This is a genomic window from Kitasatospora sp. NPDC023385, assembly GCF_055664045.1.
Genome location: NZ_JBVOOL010000008.1, coordinates 79243 through 102967, shown reverse-complemented (window position 1 = coordinate 102967; position 23725 = coordinate 79243). Strand labels below are relative to the sequence as shown.

At 70.6% G+C, this 23725-nt stretch carries 18 protein-coding genes and 1 pseudogene; 5 read left to right on the top strand and 14 right to left on the bottom strand.

The features are described from left to right. Nucleotides 1-4: 4 nt before the first annotated feature. The 3 genes and pseudogenes from AC0B61_RS15255 to AC0B61_RS15245 all read right to left on the bottom strand — a co-directional run bounded on the left by AC0B61_RS15255 (nucleotide 5) and on the right by AC0B61_RS15245 (nucleotide 4080). Nucleotides 5-727 carry an ABC transporter permease gene (locus AC0B61_RS15255; RefSeq protein ID WP_471741134.1) on the bottom strand — a complete coding sequence of 241 codons (723 nt, stop codon included), beginning with the start codon at nucleotides 725-727 and terminating at the stop codon, nucleotides 5-7. Continuing rightward, nucleotides 724-1626, bottom strand: a pseudogene (locus AC0B61_RS15250) (ABC transporter ATP-binding protein); the annotation flags it as partial. The gene AC0B61_RS15255 and the pseudogene AC0B61_RS15250, both read right to left, overlap by 4 nt. Before the next feature lie 273 nt (nucleotides 1627-1899). Beyond that, on the bottom strand, nucleotides 1900-4080 hold the full coding sequence (locus tag AC0B61_RS15245; RefSeq protein ID WP_471741133.1) for a S9 family peptidase: 2181 nt from the start codon (nucleotides 4078-4080) through the stop codon (nucleotides 1900-1902). 314 nt (nucleotides 4081-4394) lie between these two features. Here AC0B61_RS15245 and AC0B61_RS15240 point away from each other — a divergent pair, with 314 nt between their 5' ends. From AC0B61_RS15240 to AC0B61_RS15220, 5 genes are all read left to right on the top strand, one after another. Continuing rightward, nucleotides 4395-4589, top strand: coding sequence for a DUF2304 domain-containing protein (locus tag AC0B61_RS15240; RefSeq protein ID WP_471741132.1), 195 nt, complete (start codon nucleotides 4395-4397; stop codon nucleotides 4587-4589). 31 nt (nucleotides 4590-4620) lie between these two features. Continuing rightward, on the top strand, nucleotides 4621-5529 hold the full coding sequence (gene mshB, locus AC0B61_RS15235) for an N-acetyl-1-D-myo-inositol-2-amino-2-deoxy-alpha-D-glucopyranoside deacetylase (RefSeq protein ID WP_471741131.1): 909 nt from the start codon (nucleotides 4621-4623) through the stop codon (nucleotides 5527-5529). After that, nucleotides 5526-5984, top strand: coding sequence for a DUF6113 family protein (locus AC0B61_RS15230; protein ID WP_471741130.1), 459 nt, complete (start codon nucleotides 5526-5528; stop codon nucleotides 5982-5984). Before mshB ends, AC0B61_RS15230 begins: the two co-directional genes overlap by 4 nt. Nucleotides 5985-6226: 242 nt before the next feature. Beyond that, nucleotides 6227-8521 (top strand): peptidoglycan binding domain-containing protein, encoded by a 2295-nt coding sequence (locus AC0B61_RS15225; protein ID WP_471741129.1) that lies wholly within the window; start codon nucleotides 6227-6229, stop codon nucleotides 8519-8521. A gap of 121 nt (nucleotides 8522-8642) precedes the next feature. Then, nucleotides 8643-10361 carry an ABC transporter family substrate-binding protein gene (locus AC0B61_RS15220; RefSeq protein WP_471741128.1) on the top strand — a complete coding sequence of 573 codons (1719 nt, stop codon included), beginning with the start codon at nucleotides 8643-8645 and terminating at the stop codon, nucleotides 10359-10361. Between the two features lie 54 nt (nucleotides 10362-10415). Here AC0B61_RS15220 and AC0B61_RS15215 read toward each other — a convergent pair whose 3' ends face one another. From AC0B61_RS15215 to AC0B61_RS15165, 11 genes are all read right to left on the bottom strand, one after another. After that, entirely contained in the window at nucleotides 10416-11465 is a 1050-nt protein-coding gene (locus tag AC0B61_RS15215; RefSeq protein WP_471741127.1) for an ABC transporter ATP-binding protein, read from the bottom strand. Between the two features lie 164 nt (nucleotides 11466-11629). Continuing rightward, nucleotides 11630-12778 carry an ABC transporter ATP-binding protein gene (locus AC0B61_RS15210; protein WP_471741126.1) on the bottom strand — a complete coding sequence of 383 codons (1149 nt, stop codon included), beginning with the start codon at nucleotides 12776-12778 and terminating at the stop codon, nucleotides 11630-11632. Continuing rightward, nucleotides 12768-13820 (bottom strand): ABC transporter ATP-binding protein, encoded by a 1053-nt coding sequence (locus AC0B61_RS15205; RefSeq protein WP_471741125.1) that lies wholly within the window; start codon nucleotides 13818-13820, stop codon nucleotides 12768-12770. Before AC0B61_RS15205 ends, AC0B61_RS15210 begins: the two co-directional genes overlap by 11 nt. Before the next feature lie 16 nt (nucleotides 13821-13836). Then, a complete protein-coding gene (locus AC0B61_RS15200; protein WP_471741275.1) occupies nucleotides 13837-14751 on the bottom strand; it encodes an ABC transporter permease in 915 nt (304 codons plus the stop codon). Nucleotides 14752-14827: 76 nt separating this feature from the next. Continuing rightward, on the bottom strand, nucleotides 14828-15754 hold the full coding sequence (locus tag AC0B61_RS15195) for an ABC transporter permease (RefSeq protein WP_471741124.1): 927 nt from the start codon (nucleotides 15752-15754) through the stop codon (nucleotides 14828-14830). A 111-nt stretch (nucleotides 15755-15865) separates the two neighbouring features. Then, complete coding sequence (locus AC0B61_RS15190; protein ID WP_471741123.1) at nucleotides 15866-17488, bottom strand: peptide ABC transporter substrate-binding protein; 1623 nt, start codon at nucleotides 17486-17488, stop codon at nucleotides 15866-15868. A 173-nt stretch (nucleotides 17489-17661) separates the two neighbouring features. Beyond that, a complete protein-coding gene (locus AC0B61_RS15185) occupies nucleotides 17662-18678 on the bottom strand; it encodes an ABC transporter ATP-binding protein (RefSeq protein WP_471741122.1) in 1017 nt (338 codons plus the stop codon). Further along, nucleotides 18671-19723: an ABC transporter ATP-binding protein gene (locus AC0B61_RS15180; RefSeq protein ID WP_471741121.1), complete on the bottom strand. Its 1053-nt coding sequence runs from the start codon at nucleotides 19721-19723 to the stop codon at nucleotides 18671-18673. Before AC0B61_RS15180 ends, AC0B61_RS15185 begins: the two co-directional genes overlap by 8 nt. Nucleotides 19724-19742: 19 nt before the next feature. Continuing rightward, nucleotides 19743-20687, bottom strand: a complete 945-nt coding sequence (locus tag AC0B61_RS15175; protein WP_471741120.1) for an ABC transporter permease — start codon at nucleotides 20685-20687, stop codon at nucleotides 19743-19745. Further along, on the bottom strand, nucleotides 20680-21609 hold the full coding sequence (locus tag AC0B61_RS15170) for an ABC transporter permease (protein WP_471741119.1): 930 nt from the start codon (nucleotides 21607-21609) through the stop codon (nucleotides 20680-20682). Before AC0B61_RS15170 ends, AC0B61_RS15175 begins: the two co-directional genes overlap by 8 nt. A gap of 141 nt (nucleotides 21610-21750) precedes the next feature. Then, complete coding sequence (locus AC0B61_RS15165) at nucleotides 21751-23385, bottom strand: peptide ABC transporter substrate-binding protein (RefSeq protein ID WP_471741118.1); 1635 nt, start codon at nucleotides 23383-23385, stop codon at nucleotides 21751-21753. Between the last annotated feature and the right edge of the window lie 340 nt (nucleotides 23386-23725).

Genomic DNA, 23725 nt, shown 5'->3' with positions numbered 1-23725 from the left:
ATCATCATGCCTGGCGGGTGTCGCGGCGGTACAGGGCCGCGGCGGCGACGGCGAACACGGCGAGGAAGCCGGCCAGTCCGGCGACCGCGGCGGTGTCCAGGGAGTGCCCGGGCTGGGTGAAGGTGGCCAGGTGGTTGTAGAGGTAGACGGGGTTGAACCGGGCGAACTTCTCCAGCGAGCCGCTCACCGGGAACCAGGTGCCGCCGAGTAGCGCCATCGCCATGTAGACGATCATCACGATCGGCTGCACCGCGTCCGGGGCCGCCGCGTAGCCGAGTGCCACGCCGAGCGCCGCGAAGACGAAGCTGCCGAGCCACAGCGCGACGGCCAGCCCGGTCCACTGCGCCGCGGTGAGCGAGACGCCCTGGGCGACGCCGACGGCGAAGACCACCAGGATGGCCGGCAGGGTGGTGACCGCGCTCGCCGCGATCTTGCCGACGGTGTACGCGCGGCCGGGCAGCGCGGTCAGCCGCAGTTGGCGGGTCCAGCCGCTCTTGCGTTCCAGCGAGATCCGCTGCGCGCTGCCGGTGAGCACCGCGCCGACCGCGCCGAAGGTGGCCATCGAGACCATGAAGTAGGTCTTGACCGGCAGCCCGCCGGCCTGGTCGGCGGCGCCGTAGGCGTGGATGAAGAAGACGTACATCAGCGCCGGGTAGAGGACGGTGAAGAACAGGTAGCGCCGGTTGCGGAGGGTCCGCAGGATCTCCAGCTTGATCAGGGTGGTCATCGCGCGTTCTCCTTCTCGGCGCCGTGGGCGGCGTCCTCGCGGTCCAGTTCGCCGGTGATGGTCAGGAAGGCCTGTTCCAGGCCCACGCCGGTGACCTCCAGACCGCGCGGGTACAGGCCGGCCCGGTAGATCCCGGCGACGCTCGCGTCGGCGTCCGTGGTCCGGATCCGCACCGTCCGCACTCCCGCGACCCTGGCGGTGACGTCCAGCGACTGCGCGCCCGGCAGGGTGCGCAGCACGGCGTCCTCGAACTGCCCGTCGGTGTCGTGGAGTTCGAAGGCGATCCGGCGGGCGCCGGCCCGCGCCTTGATCTCGGCGGAGCTGCCGTCGGCGATCAGCCGGCCCCGGTGCAGCACCAGGACGCGGTCGGCGATCGAGTCGGCCTCCTCCAGGTAGTGGGTGGCGAACAGCACCGTGCGCCCGGCGTCGGCCTGCGCCCGCATGCTCGCCCAGAACGCCTGCCGGACGCTGACGTCCATGCCGGTGGTGGGCTCGTCGAGGACGATCAGGTCGTTGTCGCCGGCGATCGCCAGGGCGAAGCGGACCCGCTGCTCCTGGCCGCCGGACAGCTTGTCGACCCGGCGCTCCGCCAGCTCCGTGATCCCCGCGTCGGCCAGCACCCCCGTGACCGACCGACCGCGGGGATGCACGTCGCAGGCGAGCCCGACCAGTTCGCGCACCTTGACGTCGGACATCAGGCCGCCGCTCTGGAGCATCGCACCGACCCGGCCGGCCGCGATCGCCGCCCGCGGGGTGCCGCCGAACAGCGTCACGCCGCCCTGGTCGGGTTCCCGCAGGCCGAGCAGCAGGTCCAGGCTGGTGGACTTCCCGGCACCGTTCGGCCCGAGCAGGGCGACGGTCTCGCCCGGCCGCAGTACGAGGTCCAGTCCGTCCACGGCGCGCACGTGCCCGTAGCTCTTGCCCACGCCGCGGAAGGCGGCCACCTCGGTGTCCATCGCCCGGCTCCTCTTTCCTGGTGGTGTCGTGCCCGGTGCTGTTCGCACCACCTCAGAGTCCCGCGCGGGCGGGTCGCGGCGGCAGTGTCCGCCGTCGTGCGTTCGGTATGACGGATGTCATGCCGGCGGCCGGTACCCGTATCAGGGCACCGGCCGCCGGGCGGGCTGGTGAGGGGCGGTTGTCAGGCCCCGCCACGGGCCCCGTTCACGGCCTCGTCACAGGCCCAGCGAGCGCTTCAGGAAGTCGACTTGGAGCAGCAGCAGGTTCTCCGCGACCTCCTCCTGCGGCGTCATGTGGGTGACGCCGGAGAGCGGCAGCACGGTGTGCGGGCGCCCGGCGGCCAGCAGCGCCGAGGAGAGCCGCAGCGTGTGCGCGGCCACCACGTTGTCGTCGGCCAGCCCGTGGATGATCATCAGCGGGCGCTCCAGCCCGGCCGCGTACCCGGTCAGCGAGTTGGCGTCGTACACCTCGGGCCGCTCGGCCGGGTCGCCCAGGTAGCGCTCGGTGTAGTGGGTGTCGTACAGCGCCCAGTCGGTCACCGGCGCGCCGGACACCGCCGCGTGGAAGACGTCCGGGCGGCGCAGGACGGCGAGGGCGGCGAGGTAGCCGCCGTACGACCAGCCGCGGATGGCGACCCGCCCGAGGTCCAGCGGGAACTCCTCGGCGAGCGCCTGCAGCGCCGCCACCTGGTCGTCCAGGGTGGCCCCGGCGAAGTCGTGGGCGATGGACTTCTCCCAGGCCGGCCCGCGTCCGGGGGTGCCGCGGCCGTCGGCGACGACCACCGCGAAGCCCTGGTCGGCGAACCACTGCGAGTTGAGGTGCGGGTTGTGCGCCTGGACGACGCGCTGGCCGTGCGGGCCGCCGTACGGGTCCATCAGGACGGGCAGCAGGCCGTCGCGCTCGCGGTCGTAGCCGGTGGGCAGGAAGACGGCGGCCGGGATGCGGCGCTCGCCGGCGAAGCGGAAGACCGGGCGGGCGGTGATGACCGGGGTCTCGGCGTACGAGGCGATGGTGGCGACGTCGTCGACCGCCAGGCCCTCGGGCAGGTCCCGGGCGACCTGGACGAGGCTGCCGGGCAGGTCGGGCTCGGCGGTGGCCCGGACGGTGATCCCGCCGGCGTGCACCGCGCTGGTGACGGAGGTGAACGGCCGCCCGTTGGCGGATTCCCAGCCGAGCCGCTTGCCGTCGTGGCTGATCCGGCCGACGGCGACCCAGCCGGGCTCGGGGTCGGTCTCGGTGGCGCCGCCGGAGGCGGTGAAGAACACCTCGTCCTCGGTGACGGCGACGACCGACCGCAGGTGCAGGTCGGCCCCGGTGACGGTCTGGTCGCCGATCACCAGCGCCCGCACACCGCCCCCGTCCGAGATCCGCACCAGCTTGCCGTCCGGGGTCCACGCCGGGACACCCCGGAACAGCTCCAGCCAGGCGCCGTCCTCCTCCTCGTGCAGCACCTCGGTGGCGCCGGTGGCGACGTCCAGGCCGAGGATCCGCTGGCTGCGCTGGTCGCGGGACTGCACCTGCAGCAGCGGCACGCCGCCCTTCGACCAGTGCACCCGGCCCAGGTACGGGAAGGCCGTACGGTCCCAGACCACCTCGGTGCGCCCGCCGTGCAGGTCGAGCACCCAGAGCCCGACCTCGGCGTTGGGGGTGCCGGCCGCCGGGTAGGCGACCTCGGCGGGCTCACGGTCCGGGTTGGCCGGGTCGGCGATCCACCAGCGGCGCACCGGGCTGTCGTCGGCGCGCTCGACCAGCAGCCGGTCGCCCTCCGGGGACCACCAGAAGCCGCGGTCGCGGTCCATCTCCTCCTGGGCGATGAACTCGGCCTGCCCCCAGGTGACGTTCGGGCCGTCCGGCTCGGCGAGCACCCGGTCGCCGCTGCCGTCGGTGCGGGTCAGCCGCAGTTCGCCGGCGGTGTTGGCGTAGGCGACGTACCCGCCGTCCGGCGACGGCCGCGGGTCCAGCAGCGGCCCGCGGGCGGGCAGTTCGGCGGTGGCGCCGGTGACGAGGTCGGCGGTGAACAGTCGGCCGGAGAGCGCGAACGCGGCCAGCGTGCCGGCCGCGTCCAGGGCGTAGCCGACGATGCCGGCCGAGCCCTCGCGGCTGCGCTCGCGGCGGGCCTTCTCGGCCGGCGAGAGGTCCTCCTCGCCGCCGCCCAGCAGGACGGCGGGGTCGGCGGCGATCCGCTCCTCGCCGGTGGCGGTGTCGAGGGTCCAGAGCAGGTTGGCCCGGCCGCTGCCCGTGGGGGCTCGCCCGGCGGGGGGCCGGGGCGAGGAGCGGAGGAAGAGGACCCGCGAGCCGTCCGGTGCGACGGAGAAGGAGCGGGGCGCGCCGACGGTGTAGCGCAGGGTCCGCGCGTACTGCCGGGGGAAGGTGTCCGCAGGGGTGTGGGAGGTCATGGCACCAGACCCTACGACGCCGAACTGCCGCCACCGGGAGGCTGGTGATCACTCGTTCGGAGCATCGTTCCCGAGTGCACCCCAAAGGGCCCCGAACCCCTTCCGACCGGCCCGTGCGCCCCCTGCACGCCTTCCACCCCGGCACGCCAGAGCTCACCGAACGTGATACTCCCCTCACCCATCGGGTATGACTTGTCGAGCGAGTGATCGTCGGCCCCGTCCCGGGCCCCGGCCACCCGCAGACGCCAGTCCCGTGCCGTCCCATCGCCGCCCTTTCCCGGGGTGGCGGAGCCCGAGAAGGGGTGTGAGCCGACATGGCCCTGAACATCTCCGCAGCCGTACTGATGCTGGTCATCGTGGTGATGCTGATCCGCCGCTCCGGCCTGAAGCTGGCCCACGCGATCGTCTGCGCGCTGCTCGGCTTCTACCTGGCCTCCAGCTCGATCGCCCCGTCGATCAGCCAGGTCACCAGCAACCTCGCCGGGATGATCAACGGCCTGAAGCTCTGACCCCGCCACGGCGGTCGTTAGGCTTCCTCCCATGACCGCGACTACCGGCCGCCGACTCCTCCTGGTGCACGCGCACCCCGACGACGAGTCGATCGGCAACGGCGCCACCATGGCCCGGTACGCCGCCGAGGGCGCCCGGGTCACGCTGGTGACCTGCACCCTCGGCGAGGGCGGCGAGGTGATCCCCCCGGAGCTGGCCCACCTGACGGCCGATCGGGACGGCACCCTCGGCGCGTACCGGATCGGCGAGCTCACCGAGGCGATGCGCTCCCTGGGCGTCACCGACGTCCGCTTCCTCGGCGGACCGGGGCGCTACCGCGACTCCGGGATGATGGGCGTGCCCGACAACGACGCACCCGACTGCTTCTGGCGGGCGGACGTGGACGAGGCGGCCGGCCACCTGGTCGCGGTGATCCGCGAGGTGCGGCCGCAGGTCCTGGTCACGTACGACGAGAACGGCGGCTACGGGCACCCGGATCACATCCAGGCGCACCGGGTCGCCATGCGCGCCCACGAGCTGGCCGCCGATCCGGCGTACCGCCCGGAGTCGGGCCGGCCCTGGCGGGTCGCCAAGGTGTACTGGAACCGGGTGCCCCGCTCGGTGATCGAGGCCGGGCTCGCCGAGACGGCCGCCAAGGCCTCCTTCCCGGGCGTCGCCCAGCCGTCCGACGTACCCGGCGTGGTCGCCGACGAGGTGGTCACCACGGTGCTGGACGGCGCCGCGTACGCCGGGCGCAAGGCCGCCGCGATGGCCGCGCACGCCACCCAGATCACCGTGGACGGCGCGTTCTTCGCGCTCTCCAACGACCTCGGCCAGCCCCTGCTCACCACCGAGTACTACCAGTTGGCACGCGGTCAGGCCGGACCGGGCGACCCGGAGGACGACCTGTTCACGGGCCTCGACACCGCGCCCGCGGACCCCGAGGAGGACGCCCGATGAGCAAGCCCGCCGCCCAGCCGCCGCGCCGGTCCGTCCCGGCGGCCGTCCTCGGCACCCGCGCGGAGCGGCTGGCCGAGCCCCAACCCCCGCGCGCCGCCCGGATCGCGGCGTATGTCCTGTTCTTCCTGCTCGGCATCGCCGTGTCGGTCTGCGGATCCTTTGTGCAGGCCCTGTGGCCGCCCGTGGGGGTCCTGCTGGCGCTCGCCGCGACGGCCGCCACCTTCTACGCCGGCCTGCGGGTCACCGGCACCCGCCTCGGCGCGGGCGCCCCCGCCGCGGGCTGGTTCCTGGCGATGCTGCTGCTGATCGTGCCCCGGCCGGAGGGCGACAACGTGCTGTGGTCCAACGCCACCTCGCTGGCCTGGCTGTTCGCCGGCTCGGTGCTCGGCGTGATCTGCGCCACCCTGCCCACCCGCACCAGCTGGTTCCCCGGGGTGCCCGGCCCCCCGCGCTGACCCGCCCGCCCGCGGCGTACGGCACCGCGTACGACGCGCAGTCAGGAGCGCCCGGCCTTACTCTCATACCGGAGGAACCGGACGTATCAGGATCTGTCCGAAGCCGTTCACCGCTCAGTTCTTCCCAGTATGGTGGTCCCGCAGAACGCCGTACCCGACCGCCGCCCGCCCCAGCCGGGCCCGGCGACCACGAACCGCGGTCGCGCCGCACGGCCCGCCCGCGAACCCGGAGCAGAGCAGCATTGAGCAGCCGCGAATCTGACAACGCCCACCCGACGCCCCGGCGCACGGGCCCGGACGCCTACCCGTCGGGCACGCCGCCCTACGGCACACCGGGGCTGCCCGGCGGCGACCGGTCCGCGGCCGGCGCCGGCCAGGGCGCCGCGTCGGGCGGCGAGGACGACGGCCCGAAGACCGAGACCACCCTGACCACCCGGGTCCGGATCAACATCCCCGGCTCGCGCCCGATCCCGCCGGTCGTCGTCCGCAGCGCCGTCAAGAACGAGGACGCGCCGGCCGAGGAGGCCCCGGCCGCCGCCCCCGAGCAGGGCGGCCCGCGGCACCGCTCCGCGCCGGCCTCGCCCGTCCTCGGTGTGATGGACGGCGGCGGCGCCTCCACCCCGCCGAACCTGCCGCCGGAGTGGCAGGTCCCGGCGATCCCGCCGGCGACCTCGGAGTCGGAGTCCACCGGCGCCTGGTTCCGGCCGCGGCAGAAGAAGGCCCAGACCGCCGAGCCCGCCCCGGCCGCGGTGCCGGCCGGCGCCCCGAACCCGGCGAAGGCCGCGCCCCGGCCGCAGGCCGCCCGCCCGGGCGGCGGCACCGCCGCCCGGGCGAACGGCGGCGCCCCGAACGGCCGTCCGGTGCCCGCCCAGGGCAAGTCGCCGAACCCGGCCGCCCCGACGCCGCCCGGCGTGCCCCGCCGCGCCGAGGCCCCGGCGGAGGAGCCCGGCGTCTACGAGGCCGCCGCCCCGTTCGCGCCGGGGGCCGACCCGTTCGCCCCGGCTCCCGGCCCCGACGCCGGTACGCGCGGTCCGCGCGGCGGCCGTCCCCAGCAGGATCGGCAGCAGCAGAACCGGCAACAGAACCGGCAGCAGCAGAACCGTCCCCGGCCGAACGGCCCGCAGCAGAACCGGCAGCAGCCCGGCCCGCAGAACGGCTTCCAGCCGAACGGCCCGAGCCCGGAGGACACCTCCGTCGACGGCTTCCGGCCGATCCGCGAGGACACCCCGCCGCCCGCCGCGATATCCGGCCCACCCCGCAACGGCGCCCCGCGCGGTGCCGACGGCCGTACGCAGCCGGGACTGTTCGCCTCGGCGCCCACCGGCACCGACCCGTTCGCCACCCAGCGCCCGGCCGCCCCCGGCCAGGACGTCCCCGCCGCCCCGGCGGGCCCCGGCGGGTTCTTCCCGGGCGCGCCCGGCGCCGGCCCGCAGCCCGGCCGCCCCCAGCCGTCCGGCCTCGACCCGGAGGCCACCGAGTTCACCCCGCTGCCGACCCCCGCCGAGGACGCCCAGGGCGCCCCGGCCGCCACCCCGCCCACCCCGGCTCCCGCGAAGGCCGAGTCCGCGCCCGCCAAGTCCAAGCGCGGCGGCGGCAAGAAGCTGGTCAAGCTGGGCGTCTACGGCATCAGCGCCGTGCTGTTCCTCGGCGCCGCCGCGTACGGCACCGGCCTGATGCTCAACCAGTCCGACGTGCCCAAGGGCACCGTGGTCCTCGGCACCGACATCGGCGGCAACAGCCGCGACCAGGCGATCCACTCGCTGGACGAGTCGGTCGGCAAGGCGGGCCAGCAGCCGCTCAAGCTGAAGATCGGCGACCAGAACGTGGACCTCGACCCGGCCGTGGCCGGGCTGAGCTTCGACACCACCGCCACCGTGGACGGCCTGGCCCAGCACAGCTACAACCCGGTCGACGTCATCACGTCGCTCAAGGGCGGCAGCAAGGCCGTCGCGCCGGACGTCAAGGTCGACCGGGCCAAGCTCAAGGCCGCCCTCGACACGCTGGCGGCCGGCTCCGGCCAGGGCCTGCAGGAGGGCTACGTCAAGTTCGGTGACAACGGCGATCCGGTCGTCGTCCCCGGCCGGGCCGGCCAGGCGGTCGACTCGGCGAGCGCCCTGGACGTGGTCGAGCAGGCCTACCGCGACCGCGCGGCCGGCAAGGCCGACCAGCCGATCGCCCTCGCCGTCACGGCCGCCCAGCCCAAGGTCTCCACCCAGGCCCTGCAGGCGGCCGCCGACGGCCTCGGCAAGCAGATCGCCAGCGGCAAGGTGCACGTCCTGGCGGGCACGAAGACCTGGGACTTCGGCGCGAAGACCGCCTCCAAGGCGCTGACCCTCGTTCCGGACGCCTCCGGCAAGATCGTGCCCAAGTGGGACATCGACGCGCTCACCGCCCAGCTGGGCACCGTGTTCGACAAGGTGAAGATCAAGAAGAACGGCCAGCTGGTCGCGATCACCCCGCAGGACGTCGCGGACGGCGTCGGCTCGGTCTTCGACAAGACCGGTGACAAGGACCGCACCTTCAAGTTCGCGGTCTGACACACCGGGCCCTCGTCACGGGGGCGGGTCCTCATCCGGGCCCGCCCCTCGACAACTCCACCCCCGGTCAGCAAGATGTGACGCCACACCTTCCGTCACATCCACCTCGGGGAGTACGCCGATGGGCCGCCGCCTCCAGCACCACGGGACGGCCCTGCTCGCCGGCCTCACCGCCCTCACCCTCTCCCTGGCGCTCTGCTCCTGCGCCTCCGGCCAGGGCGACGCCGGCGCCGGGGCGCTGCCGTCCGCCCCCGCGTCGCCCAAGCTCACCTCGGTCGACATCAACCCCCACGACCGCGCCCGGCTGCGCCAGGGCGGCACCCTGAACCTGGCGATCGCCCAGTTCTCCCGCCAGTGGTCGCCGATCCACGAGGACGGCAGCGAGTCCTCGACCATCGCCGTCACCAAGCCGCTGCTGCCGACCTTCTTCCGCTCGGACGCGGCCGGCACCCAGACCGTCAACCCCGCCTACCTGCAGGAGGCCCACGCCGAGCTGAGGGACGGCCGGCAGGTGGTCACCTGGACGCTCAACCCGAAGGCCCACTGGTCCGACGGCACCCCGATCACCTGGCGCGACATCGAGGCCGACTGGCGTGCCCTGAACGGCAAGGACCCGGCCTACAAGCCCTCCAGCAGCACCGGTTTCGAGCTGGTCTCCTCCGTCGAGCGCGGCAAGGACGACTTCCAGGCCGTGATGACCTTCGACCGCCCGTTCTCCGAGTGGCAGTCGATGTTCAACGGGGCGGGCAACGCCCCGCTGCTGCCGGCCTCCCGGGTCGCCACCCCGGAACTGTTCAACACCGCCTACCTGGACGCCATCCCGGTCACCGCCGGCCCGTTCAAGGTCGAGCAGCTGGACCGCGCCGCGCAGACCGTCACCCTGGTCGCCGACCCCGCCTGGTGGGGCGACAAGCCGGTGCTGGACAAGCTCGTCTTCCACGCGATGCTCCCCGACGCGATGGCCGCCGCCTTCGCCAAGGGGCAGCTCGACCTCGTCGACAACGGCCCGGACGTGGCCGGCTACCAGACCATCAGGAACACCAAGGGCGCCGTCGTGCGCCGGGCCGGCGGCCCGGACTTCCGCCAGTTCACCCTGAACGCCCACACTCCCGCGCTGAGCGACGCGACCGTGCGCCAGGCCGTGTTCCAGGCGATCAACCGGGACGCCGTCATCCGCTCCGACCTCAACGGCCTGGACTGGCCCGCCGTCCCGCTCAACAACCACCTGCTGGTCGCCAACCAGAACGGGTACCGCGACAACTCCCTGGGCCTGGCCCGCTACGACCCGACCGAGGCCGCCCGCAAGCTCGACTCGGCCGGCTGGAAGCTCGACGGCGACGTACGGAAGAAGGACGGCCGCGAGCTCAGCCTGCGGATGGTCATCCCGGCCGGTGTGACCCAGGCCCAGAACGAGGCCGCGAACACCACCAGGATGCTCAAGGACGTCGGGATCAAGGTCAGCACAGTGACCGCCCCCGCCAACGAGTTCTTCGACAAGTACATCAACCGCGACGACTTCGACATCACCGCCTACTCGCTCCTCGGCACCCCGTTCCCGGCCAGCGGCAACCGCGCCAACTTCGTCCAGAACGGCGGCACCAACCACGTCGGCGCGGGCAGCGCGGCGGTCGACACCGCCCTCGACCGGGCCGCCGCCGCGTCCGATGCGGCCACCGTCTCCGAGGCGATCAACCAGGCCGACGGCGAGCTCTGGAAGGTGGCCGGCGTCCTGCCGCTCTACCAGCGCCCCCAGCTCTACGGCGCCCGCGCCGACCTCGCCAACATCGGCGCGCAGGGCCTGTCCGACATCGTCTGGGAGAACGTGGGCTTCGCGAAGTAGCGGTCCAGCTACCAGCCCTGGGAGCCAGGGCCGGGCAGTCGGGGTCGGGCGGCCTCAGCCGTGCAGCGTCTCGCGCCAGTAGTGGCAGGCGCTGCGGCGGCCCGCCAGCTCCTCCCCCTGCTCGCCCGCCACCGGTGCCAGCGGCGGCAGTTCGGTGCGGCAGCGGTCCTGTGCGAGACCGCAGCGGGGGTTGAAGGCGCAGCCCTCGGGGATCCGCAGCAGGTTCGGCGGCAGGCCCTTGATGGCGTGCAGGTCCTGGCCCTTCTGGTCCAGCCGCGGGATGGAGTCGAGCAGGCCCTTGGTGTACGGGTGCGCCGGGCGCGCGTACAGCTCGTGCACCGGGGCGGTCTCTACGATCCGACCCGCGTACATCACCGCGATCTTGTCCGCGACGTCGGCGACCACGCCCAGGTCGTGGGTGATCAGGATCAGCCCCATGTTGAACTCGGCCTGCAACTCGGCCAGCAGGTCCATCACTTGGGCCTGGACGGTGACGTCCAGGGCGGTGGTGGGCTCGTCCGCGATGATCAGGTCCGGTTCCAGGGCCAGCGCCATCGCGATCATGATGCGCTGGCGCATGCCGCCGGAGAACTGGTGCGGGAAGTCGCCGACGCGCTGCCGGGCCGCGGGGATGCGCACCCGGTCCATCAGCTCGACGGCCTTGTCCTTCGCCTCCTTGCGGGAGGCGCCCTGGTGCACCCGGAACATCTCGCCGAGCTGGTAGCCGACGCTGAGCACCGGGTTGAGCGCGGACAGCGCGTCCTGGAAGATCATCGCGATCCGCCGACCCCGGACGGCCCGCCGCGCGCCGGCTCCCATGGTCAGCAGGTCCTCGCCGCGGAACAGGATCCTCCCCGCGGTGATCCGCCCCGGCGGCATGTCCAGGATCCCCATGACCGCCTGCGCGGTCACCGACTTGCCCGACCCCGACTCCCCCAGCACCGCCAGCGTCTCGCCGGCCGACACCGCGTAGCTCACCCCGTTGACGGCCTTCGCGACGCCGTCCCGAGTGTGGAACTCCACGTGCAGATCCTCGACCTCCAGCAACGGAGTCCCGGGCACCAGGTTCTCCCGACCGCCGCCGATCACCTCCACCGCGTCCATGTGAGCAGTCCTCCTCAGCGCAGCAGCGACCACCGATAGGCGCAGAGCAACTATCAAGGACCGGACCGCACTTGGCGACCCTGCGGCAGATCACTTTTCCATCACGGGACGAACGGCGAAGGGCGCGCCCCCCGTACGGGGACGCGCCCTTGAACGGAAACCGGTCAGCCGGGGCCCTGCCCACCCTCGCGCTCCGCCGCGCTCTGCTCACTCTCGCGCTCCGCAGCGCTCTGCTCACTCTCGCGCTCCGCAGCGAAGTGACACGCCGAGTCATGAGCCGCCGCCCCCTGCAGCCAGCTCGGCACGGCGAGCAGCGGCACCTCGACCTCGCACCGCTGCTGCGCCTTCCAGCACCGGGTGCGGAACCGGCAGCCCGACGGCGGGTTGGCCGGCGAGGGCACGTCCCCCGTGAGCACGATCCGGTCCCGTGACTCGCGCGCCGTCGGGTCCGGAACGGGCACCGCGGAGAGCAGCGCCTGGGTGTACGGGTGGGTGGCGTGGTTGTAGATCTCCGCGTCGCTGCCGATCTCGACGATCCGGCCCAGGTACATCACGCCGACCCGGTCGGAGATGTGCCGGACGATCGAGAGGTCGTGCGCGATGAACATGTACGACAGGTTGAAGTCGCCCTGCAGCTGCTCCAGCAGGTTGATCACCTGCGCCTGCACCGACACGTCCAGGGCGGACACCGGCTCGTCGCAGATGATGACCTCCGGTTTGAGCGTCAACCCCCGCGCGATGCCGATGCGTTGGCGCTGGCCGCCGGAGAACTGGTGCGGGTACCGGTTGATGTACTCGGGGTTGAGCCCGACCACGTCCAGCAGGTCCTGGACGGCCTTGCGGCGGTCGCCCTTGGGCGCCACCTCGGGGTGGATCTCGAACGGCTCCCCGATGATGTCGCCGACGGTCATGCGCGGGTTGAGCGAGGTGTACGGGTCCTGGAACACCATCTGGATGTTCCGCCGGACGGCCTTCAGCGCCGATCCGGAGAGCCGGGAGATCTCCTCCCCCTTGTAGCGGACGGATCCCCCCGTGGCCGGCTCGAGGTTCATCAGCACCTTGGCCAGCGTGGACTTCCCGCAGCCGGACTCGCCGACGATGCCGAGCGTCTCGCCCTGCATCAGGTCGAAGCTGACCCCGTCGACGGCCTTGACGGCGCCGACCTGCTTCTTGAACAGGACGCCCTGGGTCAGCGGGAAGTGCTTGACGAGGTCCCGGACTTCGAGGATGGGCTCGCCGCGCGGCACCTCCTGGGTGAAGGCGGCCTCCTCCGGCACCGCCGCGCCCAGTGCGCTGGCCCCGTTAGCGGTCATGGAGGGTCTCCTTCCAGAAGAAGCAGGCGCTGCCGCGTCCCTCCAGCGGCGTCCCGTCGTCCTCGACGACCTCGAACAGCTCGGGCACCTCGGTCCGGCAGATGTCCTGTGCGCGGGGGCAGCGCGGGTTGAAGGCGCAGCCCGGGGGGATCCGCAGCAGGTTGGGCGGCAGGCCCTTGATCGCGTAGAGCTCCTGGCCCTTCTGGTCCAGCCGCGGGATGGAGTCGAGCAGGCCGCGGGTGTACGGGTGCGCGGGCCGTGCGTACAGCTCGTGCACCGGGGCGGTCTCGACGATCCGGCCCGCGTACATCACCGCGATCTTGTCGGCGACGTCGGCGACCACGCCCAGGTCGTGGGTGATCAGGATCAGCCCCATGTTGAACTCGGCCTGCAACTCGGCCAGCAGGTCCATCACCTGGGCCTGGACGGTGACGTCCAGGGCGGTGGTGGGCTCGTCCGCGATGATCAGGTCCGGTTCCAGGGCCAGCGCCATCGCGATCATGATGCGCTGGCGCATGCCGCCGGAGAACTGGTGCGGGTAGTCGTTCACCCGCTGCTTGGCCGCGGGGATGCGCACCCGGTCCATCAGCTCGACGGCCTTGTCCGTGGCCTCCTTGCGGGAGACGCCCCGGTGCGCCCGGAACATCTCGCCGAGCTGGAAGCCCACCGTGAGGACCGGGTTGAGCGCGGACAGCGCGTCCTGGAAGATCATCGCGATCTTCTGGCCGCGGATCCTGCGCCGCTCCTCCTTGCCCATCGTGAGCATGTCCCGGCCCCGGTAGCGGATCTCGCCGCGCGGGATCCGGGCCGGCGGCATGTCCAGGATGCCCATGATCGCCTGCGCGGTGACCGACTTGCCGGAGCCGGACTCGCCCAGCACCGCCAGCGTCTCGCCCGCCCGGACGCTGTAGTTGACGCCGTTCACGGCCCGGGCGACGCCGTCCCGGGTGGCGAACTCGACGTGCAGGTCGCGTACGTCGAGCAGCGGCCCCTGGTACGCCGCCTCCCGTTCGTGCCCGGTGGTGTCCACCGCTGTGCTCACGATGCGCTCCCCTCGCTCAGCGAAGCTTCGGATCGAGGGCGTCGCGCACCGCGTCGCCCAGCATGATGAAGGCCAGCACGGTGACGGAGAGCGCCGCGGCCGGGAAGAACAGCACGTAGGGCGCCGTCCGGATCACCTTCTGGGCGGAGGAGATGTCGATGCCCCAGGAGATGGTCGGGTCCTGCAGGCCGATGCCGAGGAAGCTCAGCGTCGCCTCGGTGGCGATGTAGCCGCCGAGCGCGATGGTGGCGACGACGATCACCGGGGCGACCGCGTTCGGCAGGATGTGCCGGAACATGAGCCGTCCCGTCCCGGCGCCGAGGGCCCGGCCGGCCACCACGTAGTCGGACTGTTTGACGGTCAGCACCGCGCCGCGCATCACACGGGCGATCTGGGTCCAGCCGAGCACGCCCAGCGCGATGACCACGCTCCACACCGTGCGGGTGGCGAAGGCGTTCAGCAGCACCAGGGCGCCGAGCAGCAGCGGGATGCCGAAGAAGATGTCGGTGATCCGGGAGAGCACCGCGTCGACGGCGCCGCCGAAGTACCCGGCGACCATCCCGGTGAGCCCGCCGAGCACGGTGACCGCGGCGGTCACGAAGATGCCGACGGTGATCGAGGCGCGGGCGCCGTAGATCACCCGGGCGTAGATGGACCGGCCCTGCGCGTCGTAGCCGAACCAGCCGGCTCCGAAGGCGTCGCCCCAGTTCGGCCGCTTGAGGTAGTCGTTGACCAGGTCGGCCTTGCGCGGGTCGGCGTCGGTGAACGCCCAGGGGAAGACCGCCATGACGACCAGCAGCAGGATCAGCACCGCGGAGATCAGGAAGATCGGCCGCTGGCGCAGGTCCCGCCAGGCGTCGCCCCAGAGGCTGCGGGCGGCCTCCCGCTTCCCCGCGTCCCGTTCGACCAGGGTCTCCTGCTCGACCGCCATGCCCTGCTCGCCCGCGTAGTCGAGGTGGGAGATGCCCGGCTTGGGGTGGGGTTGGTACGAGTCCTCGTCGTGGATGTCAGGCATAGCGGATCCTCGGGTCCAGGACCGCGTAGAGCAGGTCGACGAGCAGGCTGGCGACCAGGTAGACGATCACCAGGACGGTCACGATGCCGACCACGGTCGGGCCTTCCTTCTGGTTGATCGCCCGGTACAGGACGTTGCCGATGCCCTGCACGTTGAAGATGCCCTCGGTGACGATCGCGCCGCCCATCAGCGCACCGAGGTCGGTGCCGAGGAAGGTGACCACGGGGATCAGCGAGTTGCGCAGCAGGTGGCGGGTGATGATGGTCCGTCGGGGCAGGCCCTTGGCGACCGCGGTGCGGATGTAGTCGGCCCGCAGGTTCTCGCCGATGGACGTCCGGGTGAGCCTGGCGACGTACGCGAGCGAGAGCGAGCCCAGGACGATCGCCGGCAGGATGAGTTGGGAGAGGTCGTAGCTGTCCTGCACCGTGGGGGTGACCCAGCCCAGGTTGGTGGCGAACACCGTCTGGGCGATGTAGGCGAGCACGAAGACCGGGATCGAGATCACCACCAGGGTGAGGATGAGCACCAGGGTGTCCGCGATGCTGCCGCGCCGCAGTCCGGAGACCACGCCGCAGGCGAGGCCGAGGACCATCTCGAAGACGAAGGCCATCAGCGCCAGCCGGATGGTGACCGGGAAGGCGTCCGCCATGATGTCGGCGACCGGGCGGCCGGTGAAGCTGGTCCCGAAGTCCCCTTGGAAGAGGTTCCCCATGTAGTGCAGGTACTGCTTCCAGATCGGCTGGTCCAGGTAGTACGTGTGCTTGATGCTCGCCACCACGGCCGGGTCGGCGGCCTTCTCGCCGAACAGTGCCGACACCGGGTCACCGGGCAGCGAGTAGACCATCAGGAAGATCAGCAGTGTGGTGCCGAAGAACACGGGGATCATCTGCAGCACCCGCCGCAGCACGTAACTGCCCATCCGAGCCTCCTTCCTAGGTGCCTGACCGGCCGGGCCGGTCGGCTGGGAGACCGCGCCCCGCCCTCCGTGCGGGGAGGGCGGGGCCGGCGCGAGGGGATCAGGGCCCGGGGATCAGCCCTTGACCTCGACCTGGGTCCAGGCCGGGTTGCCGAAGGAGTCGAACTTCACGTTCTGCACCTTGGACGAGTAACCCGAGTTGGTGCGGTAGTACCAGAGCGGGATGGCCGGCATCCCGCTGGGCAGCACGGACTCGGCCTGCTGGTAGCCGGTCACCGTGTCGGGGACGCTGGCGGCCTCGTCGGCCTTGGTGGCGTCGTCGTCGAACTGCGGGTTGCTGTAACCGAAGTCGTTGGAGGCGGCACCGGTGCGGTACACGTCGGCGAGGAAGTTGGCGTTCAGCGGGTAGTCCTGCACCCAGCCGGTGCGGAAGGCGCCGTCGAGCTGGTGGCTGGTGATCGCCGCCCGCGCGGTCTTGAAGTCGGGCTTCGGGTCGCCCAGGCAGTCGACGCCGGTGTTCTGCCGGATCGAGTTGCAGACCGCGTCGACCCACTCCTTGTGGCCGCCGTCCGCGTTGTAGGTGATCAGCAGCTTGTTGCCGGGGGCTCCGCCGCCCTCCTGGATCAGCTGCTTGGCCTTGGCCGGGTCGAACTTGCAGAAGTCCCCGCAGGCGCCGTCCTTGTAACCCTCGACGCCTTCGGCGACCCAGGCGGTGGCCGGCTTGCGGGAGCCCTGCAGCACCGTCTTGGTGATGGTGTCGCGGTCGATCGCCATCGACAGGCCCTGGCGCACCTTGGCCTTGTCCGGCGAGGCCCAGTCGGACTGGTAGAGGGTGAAGCCGATGTTCTGGATGGCGCCCTGCGGGGAGTCCACCGCCCGGTCGCCGAGGTCGTTCTTGTACGTCGCCAGCGCGGACGGCGGCACCTGGTCCATCACGTCCAGGTTGTTGGACTGCAGGTCGGCGTAGGCGGCCTCGGACGTGGTGTACATCTTGAAGACGATGCCGCCGTTCTTCGGCTTGTCCACGCCCTGGTAGTCCGGGAACGCCTTGGTGACCACCTGGCTGTTGTGCGACCAGCTGACGAACTGGTACGGGCCGTTGCCCACCGGCTTCTGCCCGTACCCGGCCGGGTCGTTGAAGAAGGCGTCCGGCAGCGGCGAGAAGGCGATGTAGCCGAGCTTGTACTCGAAGTACGAGACCTTGTGGCTCAGCTTGACGGTGAAGTGCAGGTCGTCGGTGACGGTCAGGCCGGACAGCTTGTCCGTGGTCGGCTTGCCGGAGGTGGGGTGGATGTCCTGGTAGCCCTCGATGTCGGAGAACCAGGAGCTGTTGATCTGGTTGTTGGCGGGGTTGGCGCCCCAGTTCCACGCGTCGACGAAGTTCTTGGCGTGCACCGGGGTGCCGTCGTGGAACTTCCAGCCGTCCTTGAGCGTGACGGTGAAGGTCTGCGAGTCGCTGGTGTCGATCTTGTCCGCGACCTGCATCCGGATCTTGGCGTTGCCGGGGTCGTAGTCGACCAGGCCCTTGAAGAGGTTCTGGATGATGCGACCGCCGCCGACCTCGTTCGCGTTGGCGGGCTGCAGCGGGTTCTGCGGCTCGTTGCTCTGGTAGCTGAAGGTCTTGCTGGTGTCCGACGAGCTACTGCTGCTTCCGCCGCTGCTGCTGCACCCGGTGGCTACCAGGACCACGGACGTCGCAGCGGCGAGGACCAGGCGAGCACGGGCGGCTACGGGCATGAAAGGTCCCTCCTCAAGGTGTGTGTCGCATCACACCCCATGAGAAACGCGCCCCGGCGACGGCGCGAGTCGGGGGCACCCGGACGGGTGCCTCGAGCCGCTGCGGAGTTGACGGAACGCCGGAAGGGCCCGTGGCGGGGATGCCACGGGCCCTTCCTGGAGTTGCCGGGGGATCAGGCGGCGGCCGGCTCCCGGACCTCGGGGAAGTGGCAGGCCGAGTCGTGCGCGGCCGGGCCCTGCAGCACCGAGGGGACCGCCAGCAGCGGGACCTCCTCGGCGCAGCGCTCCTCCGCCTTCCAGCAGCGGGTGCGGAAGCGGCAACCGGACGGCGGGTTGGCCGGCGAGGGGATGTCCCCGGAGAGGATGATCCGGTCCCGCGACTCGCGCGCCGCCGGGTCCGGCACCGGCACCGCGGAGAGCAGCGCCTGGGTGTACGGGTGGGTGGCGTTCTCGTAGATCTCCTCGTCGGAGCCGATCTCGACCATCTTGCCCAGGTACATCACGCCGACGCGGTCGGAGATGTGCCGGACGATGGAGAGGTCGTGCGCGATGAACATGTAGGAGAGCCCGAACTCGCCCTGCAGCTGCTCCAGCAGGTTGATGACCTGCGCCTGGACGGACACGTCCAGGGCGGACACCGGCTCGTCGCAGATGATGATCTCGGGCTTGAGCGCGAGACCGCGGGCGATGCCGATGCGCTGGCGCTGGCCGCCGGAGAACTGGTGCGGGTACCGGTTGATGTACTCCGGGTTCAGACCCACGACGTCCAGGAGGTCCTGGACGGCCTTGCGGCGGTCGCCCTTGGGCGCCACCTCGGGGTGGATCTCGAACGGCTCCCCGATGATGTCGCCGACGGTCATGCGCGGGTTGAGCGAGGTGTACGGGTCCTGGAACACCATCTGGATGTTGCGGCGGACGGCCTTGAGGGCCGCGCCGGACAGCCCGGAGATGTCCTCGCCCTTGAACAGCACCTGGCCGGAGGTGGCCCGCTCCAGGTTCATCAGCACCTTGGCCAGCGTGGACTTGCCACAGCCGGACTCGCCGACGATGCCGAGCGTCTCGCCCTTCTTCAGCTCGAAGGAGATGCCGTCGACCGCCTTGACGGCGCCGACCTGCTTCTTGAAGAGGACGCCCTGGGTCAGCGGATAGTGCTTGACCAGGTCCCTGACCTCCAGGATGTTCTCAGCCATGGAGGGTCTCCTTCCAGAGGTGGCACGCGCTGCGGCGGCCGGTGAGCTCCTTGCCGTCCTTGTCGGTCACGTGGTGCAGCGCGGGCACCTCCGTGCGGCACAGGTCGGTGGCGACGTCGCAGCGGGGGTTGAACGCACAGCCGGCCGGGACCTTCAGCAGGTTCGGGGGGAGGCCCTTGATCGCGTACAGCTCCTGGCCCTTCTGGTCCAGGCGCGGGATGGAGCGGAGCAGGCCCTTGGTGTACGGGTGCGCGGGGTTCGCGTACAGCTCGTGCACCGGGGCGGTCTCCACGATCCGTCCGGCGTACATCACGGCGATCTTGTCCGCGACGTCGGCGACCACGCCGAGGTCGTGGGTGATCAGGATCAGGCCCATGTTGTACTCGGCCTGCAGCTCGGCGAGCAGGTCCATCACCTGGGCCTGGACGGTGACGTCCAGGGCGGTGGTGGGCTCGTCGGCGATGATCAGGTCGGGCTGCAGGGAGAGCGCCATGGCGATCATGATGCGCTGGCGCATGCCGCCGGAGAACTGGTGCGGGTAGTCGTTCACCCGCTGCCGGGCGGCGGGGATGCGCACCCGGTCCATCAGCTCGATGGCCTTCTCCTTCGCCTCCTTCTTGGAGGCGCCCTGGTGCACCCGGAACATCTCGCCGAGCTGGTAGCCGACGCTGAGCACGGGGTTGAGCGAGGAGAGCGCGTCCTGGAAGATCATCGCGATCTTCTGGCCGCGGATCTTCCGGCGGTCCTCGTTGCCCATCTTGAGCATGTCGCGGCCGCGGTACAGGATCTGTCCCTGGGTCACCTTGCCCGGGGGCATGTCCAGGATGCCCATGATGGTCTGCGCCGTCACGGACTTGCCGGAGCCGGACTCGCCGAGGACGGCGAGGGTCTCGCCGGCCGCGACGGAGTAGTTGACGCCGTTCACGGCCTTGGCGATCCCGTCCCGGGTGTGGAACTCCACGTGGAGGTCCTTCACCTCCAGGAGAGGGGTGCCAACTTCGAGACGGTCGCTCTTCTGGCTGTTGTTCTCGATCACGGTGGTCATCGGGTCGTCACCTCTTCTCTCAGCGGAGCTTCGGGTCGAGGGCGTCGCGCACCGCGTCGCCGAGCATGATGAAGGCCAGCACGGTCAGGCTGAGCATGCCGGCGGGGAAGAACAGGGCGAACGGAGCCGTGCGGATCACCTTCTGGGCCGAGTTGATGTCGATGCCCCAGGAGATGGTCGGGTCCTGCAGGCCGATGCCGAGGAAGCTCAGCGTCGCCTCGGTGGCGATGTAGCCGCCGAGCGCGATGGTGGCGACGACGATCACCGGGGCGACCGCGTTCGGCAGGATGTGCTTGAACAGGATCCGGCTGGTGCCGGCGCCGAGCGCCTTGGCCGCGGTCACGAAGTCGGCCTGCTTGACCGTGATGACCGAGCCGCGCATGACGCGGGTCATCTGCGTCCAGCCCAGGGCAACCAGCGCGAAGACCACGCTCCAGATGGTGCGGTCGGTGAAGGCGTTCAGGATCACCAGGGCGCCGAGCAGCAGCGGGATGCCGAAGAAGATGTCGGTGATGCGGGAGATGATCGTGTCGACCCAGCCCCCGAAGTAGCCGGCGAGCATGCCGGTGATGCCACCGAAGATGGTCACACCCACCGTGACGGTGATGCCGACCACGACCGAGGCGCGGGCGCCGTAGACGACGCGGGCGTAGATGCTGCGGCCCTGGAGGTCGTAACCGAACCAGTCAGCCTCGAAGAAGTGGCTGTAGTTCGGCTTCGTCAGGTAGTGCAGGCGCAGGTCGCCGGCGCGCGGGTCCACCGAGGTGAACAGGCCCGGGGCGATCGCGATGACGATCAGCAGCAGGATCAGCAGCGCGGAGATCACGAAGATCGGCTTGCGGCGCAGGTCGTGCCAGGCGTCCGAGCCGAGGCTGCGGGCCTTCTCCTGCTTCGGCGCCGGGACGTCCGCGGTGCGCTGGGCCGGGATGTCCCCGGAGGTCTTCTTGTCGGTCAGGTCAGGCATACCGGATCCTCGGGTCCAGGACCGCGTAAAGCAGGTCGACGATCAGGCCGGCGGCGAGGTACACGATCACGAGGAAGGCCACGAAGCCGGAAACGGTGGCGCCGTCCTTCGCGTTGATCGCTTGGTAGAGCGCGTGACCGACACCCTGGACGTTGAAGATGCCCTCGGTGACGATCGCACCGCCCATCAGGGCGCCGAGGTCGGTGCCGAGGAAGGTGACCACCGGGATCAGCGAGTTGCGCAGCAGGTGGGTACCGACCACCTTCCGGCGCGGCAGGCCCTTGGCCACCGCGGTGCGGACGTAGTCGGCCTTGATGTTCTCGGCTATGGAGGTACGGGTGAGGCGCGCGACGTACGCCAGCGACAGCGAGCCGAGCACGACGGCCGGCAGCACCAACTGGGAGATGTCGTTGCTGTTCTGGACGGTCGGCGTGACCCATTTCAGGTTCTGCCCGAAGACCGTCTGGAAGATGAAGCCGAGGACCGGGACCGGGATCGAGATCAGCAGCAGGGTGAAGAGCAGGGCGCCCTTGTCGAACACCTTGCCCCGCCGCAGACCGGCGAACAGGCCGATGCCGATGCCCAGCACGATCTCTATGGCGAACGCGAACAGCGCGAGCCGGACCGTGACCGGCAGCGCCTCGGTGATCTTGTCGAGCACCGGACGTCCGTCCGTGACCCCGATGCCGAAGTCGCCGGTGAACAGCCCCGCCATGTAGTCGAGGTACTGCTTGACCAGCGGCTCGTCGAAGTGCTGCTGGTGCCTCAGTGCGGCGAGCTGTACCGGGTCCGGCGCCTTGTCGCCCCACAACGCTGCCAGCGGGTCACCGGGCAGCAAGTGCACCATGAAAAAGATGAGTGCGGTCGTTCCGAGGAACACCGGAATCATCTGGAGCAGTCGCCTCGCGACAAAGCGCCCCATCGTGCCTCCATGTATGACTCTGCCGGGCCCGTCAACCCGGCCAGAGATAAGTCGGCGTGCCAACGGCCGGTGCCAGTCCTCGCCCTTGTGGGGATGGGACGGGCACCGGCCGTTGTCACCAGGTCAGGCGGTGCCGACCGATTACTTCTTGACCTCGACGTCGGTGTACACCGGGTCGCCGAAGGAGTTGAACTTCACGTTCTGGACCTTCTTGGAGTAGCCGGAGCTGGTCTTGTAGTACCAGAGCGGGATGGCCGGCATGTCCTTGGCCAGCACGGCCTCGGCCTGCTGGTAGAGCTCGGCGGTCTTCTCGACCGAGGTCGCGGCGTCCGCCTGCTTCGACAGGTTGTCGAACTCCGGGCTGGAGTAGCTGGCGTCGTTCGCGGCGGCACCGGTGCCGTAGACGTCCCGCAGGAAGTTGGCGTTCAGCGGGTAGTCCTGCACCCAGCCGGTGCGCATCATGCTGGAGACCTGCTTCTTCGTGACGATGTCACGCGAGGTCTTGAAGTCCGGCTTCGGGTCGCCGAGGCACTCGACGCCGGTGGCCTGGCGGATCGAGTTGCAGACCGCGTCGACCCACTCCTTGTGACCGCCGTCGGAGTTGTACAGGATGGTGATCTTGCCGCCGGGGACGCCGCCACCCTCCTGGATCAGCTGCTTGGCCTTCTCCGGGTTGTACTTGCAGGCGTCGCCGCAGGTGCCGGCCTTGTAGCCCATGACGCCGGGCGCCACGAACGAGTCGGCGGGCTGGCGGGTGCCGTTCAGCACGGTCTTGGTGATGGTGTCACGGTCGATGGCCATCGACAGGCCCTGGCGGACCTTGGCCTTGTCCGGGGCGTTCCAGTCCGCGTTGTACAGCGCGAACGAGATGTTCTGGATGGCGCCCTGCGGCTGGTCGACGGCGCGCTTGCCCAGGTCGTCCTTGTACTTGGGCAGGTCGGTCGAGTCCACCTGGTCCAGGACGTCCAGGGTGTCGGACATCAGGTCCTTGTACGCGGCCTCGGGCGAGGTGTAGCTGCGGAAGACGATTCCGCCGTTCTTCGCCTTGTTGGTGCCCGTGTACTTGTCGTAGGCGGCCAGGGTGACGGCCTTGTTGTGCTCCCACGACACGAACTTGTAGGGGCCGTTGCCGACCGGCTTCTCGCCGTAGCCCTTCGGGTCCGCGAAGAAGCCCTCGGGCAGCGGGAAGAAGGCCGAGTAGCCGAGCTTGTACGTGAAGTACGAGACGGGGCTGGTCAGTTCGACGGTGAAGTGCGTGTCGTCGATGACCTTGAGGCCGGACATCTCCTTGGCCGTCGGGTCACCCTTGTCCGGGTGCACCGCGTCGTAGCCGACGATGTCCGAGAACCAGTCCGAGTTGATCTGGTTGTTCGCCGGGTTGGCCGACCAGTTCCACGAGTTCACGAAGGACTTGGAGGTGACCGGGGTGCCGTCGTGGAAGGTCCAGCCGGCCTTCAGCGTGACGGTGTAGGTCTTGGAATCGGTGGTCTCGATCTTGTCGGCCACCTGGTTGCGCAGGGCGCCGGTCGCGGGGTCGTAGTCGACGAGGCCCGTGAAGAGCTGCTTGACGATACGGCCGCCCTGGTTCTCCATGGCGTTCGCCGGCTGCAGCGGACGCTGCGGCTCGGCGCTCTGGTAGCTGAAGATGCCCTGGGCGTTGACGGCACCATCGGAGCTGCCCCCGCTGGAGGAGTCGCTGCTGCTGCTACAAGCAGTCGCGGCAAGGGCGACCGCAACAGCTGCGACAACCCACTTGGCCTGGCTCCCACCACGCATCGGTGTGCCTCCTGAATTCGACGTTGCAACGAGGAGAGCACTGCGGAACGGTTTGCCACCGGGCCCGCTGTGCCGTCCGCGCTCGTGGTTTCGGCGCGCACCCCTGCGCGTTCACCCTTGACCCGAGCCTGACTGAACCCACTATCCGTCACGCACGGACACGAAAGTGACCAGTGACGATCTCAATTAGGTCACATGAACAGTCGGTAAGTTTCGAAAACCGGACATTTGAGACATAGCCAGACAGGCACCAAACGGACAGTCGTCACGGATGACGAACTGTCACGTCCGCTCAGCGGACACTCCGACGTGATGAGCGCTATTCCGTTAATAGCGGCCC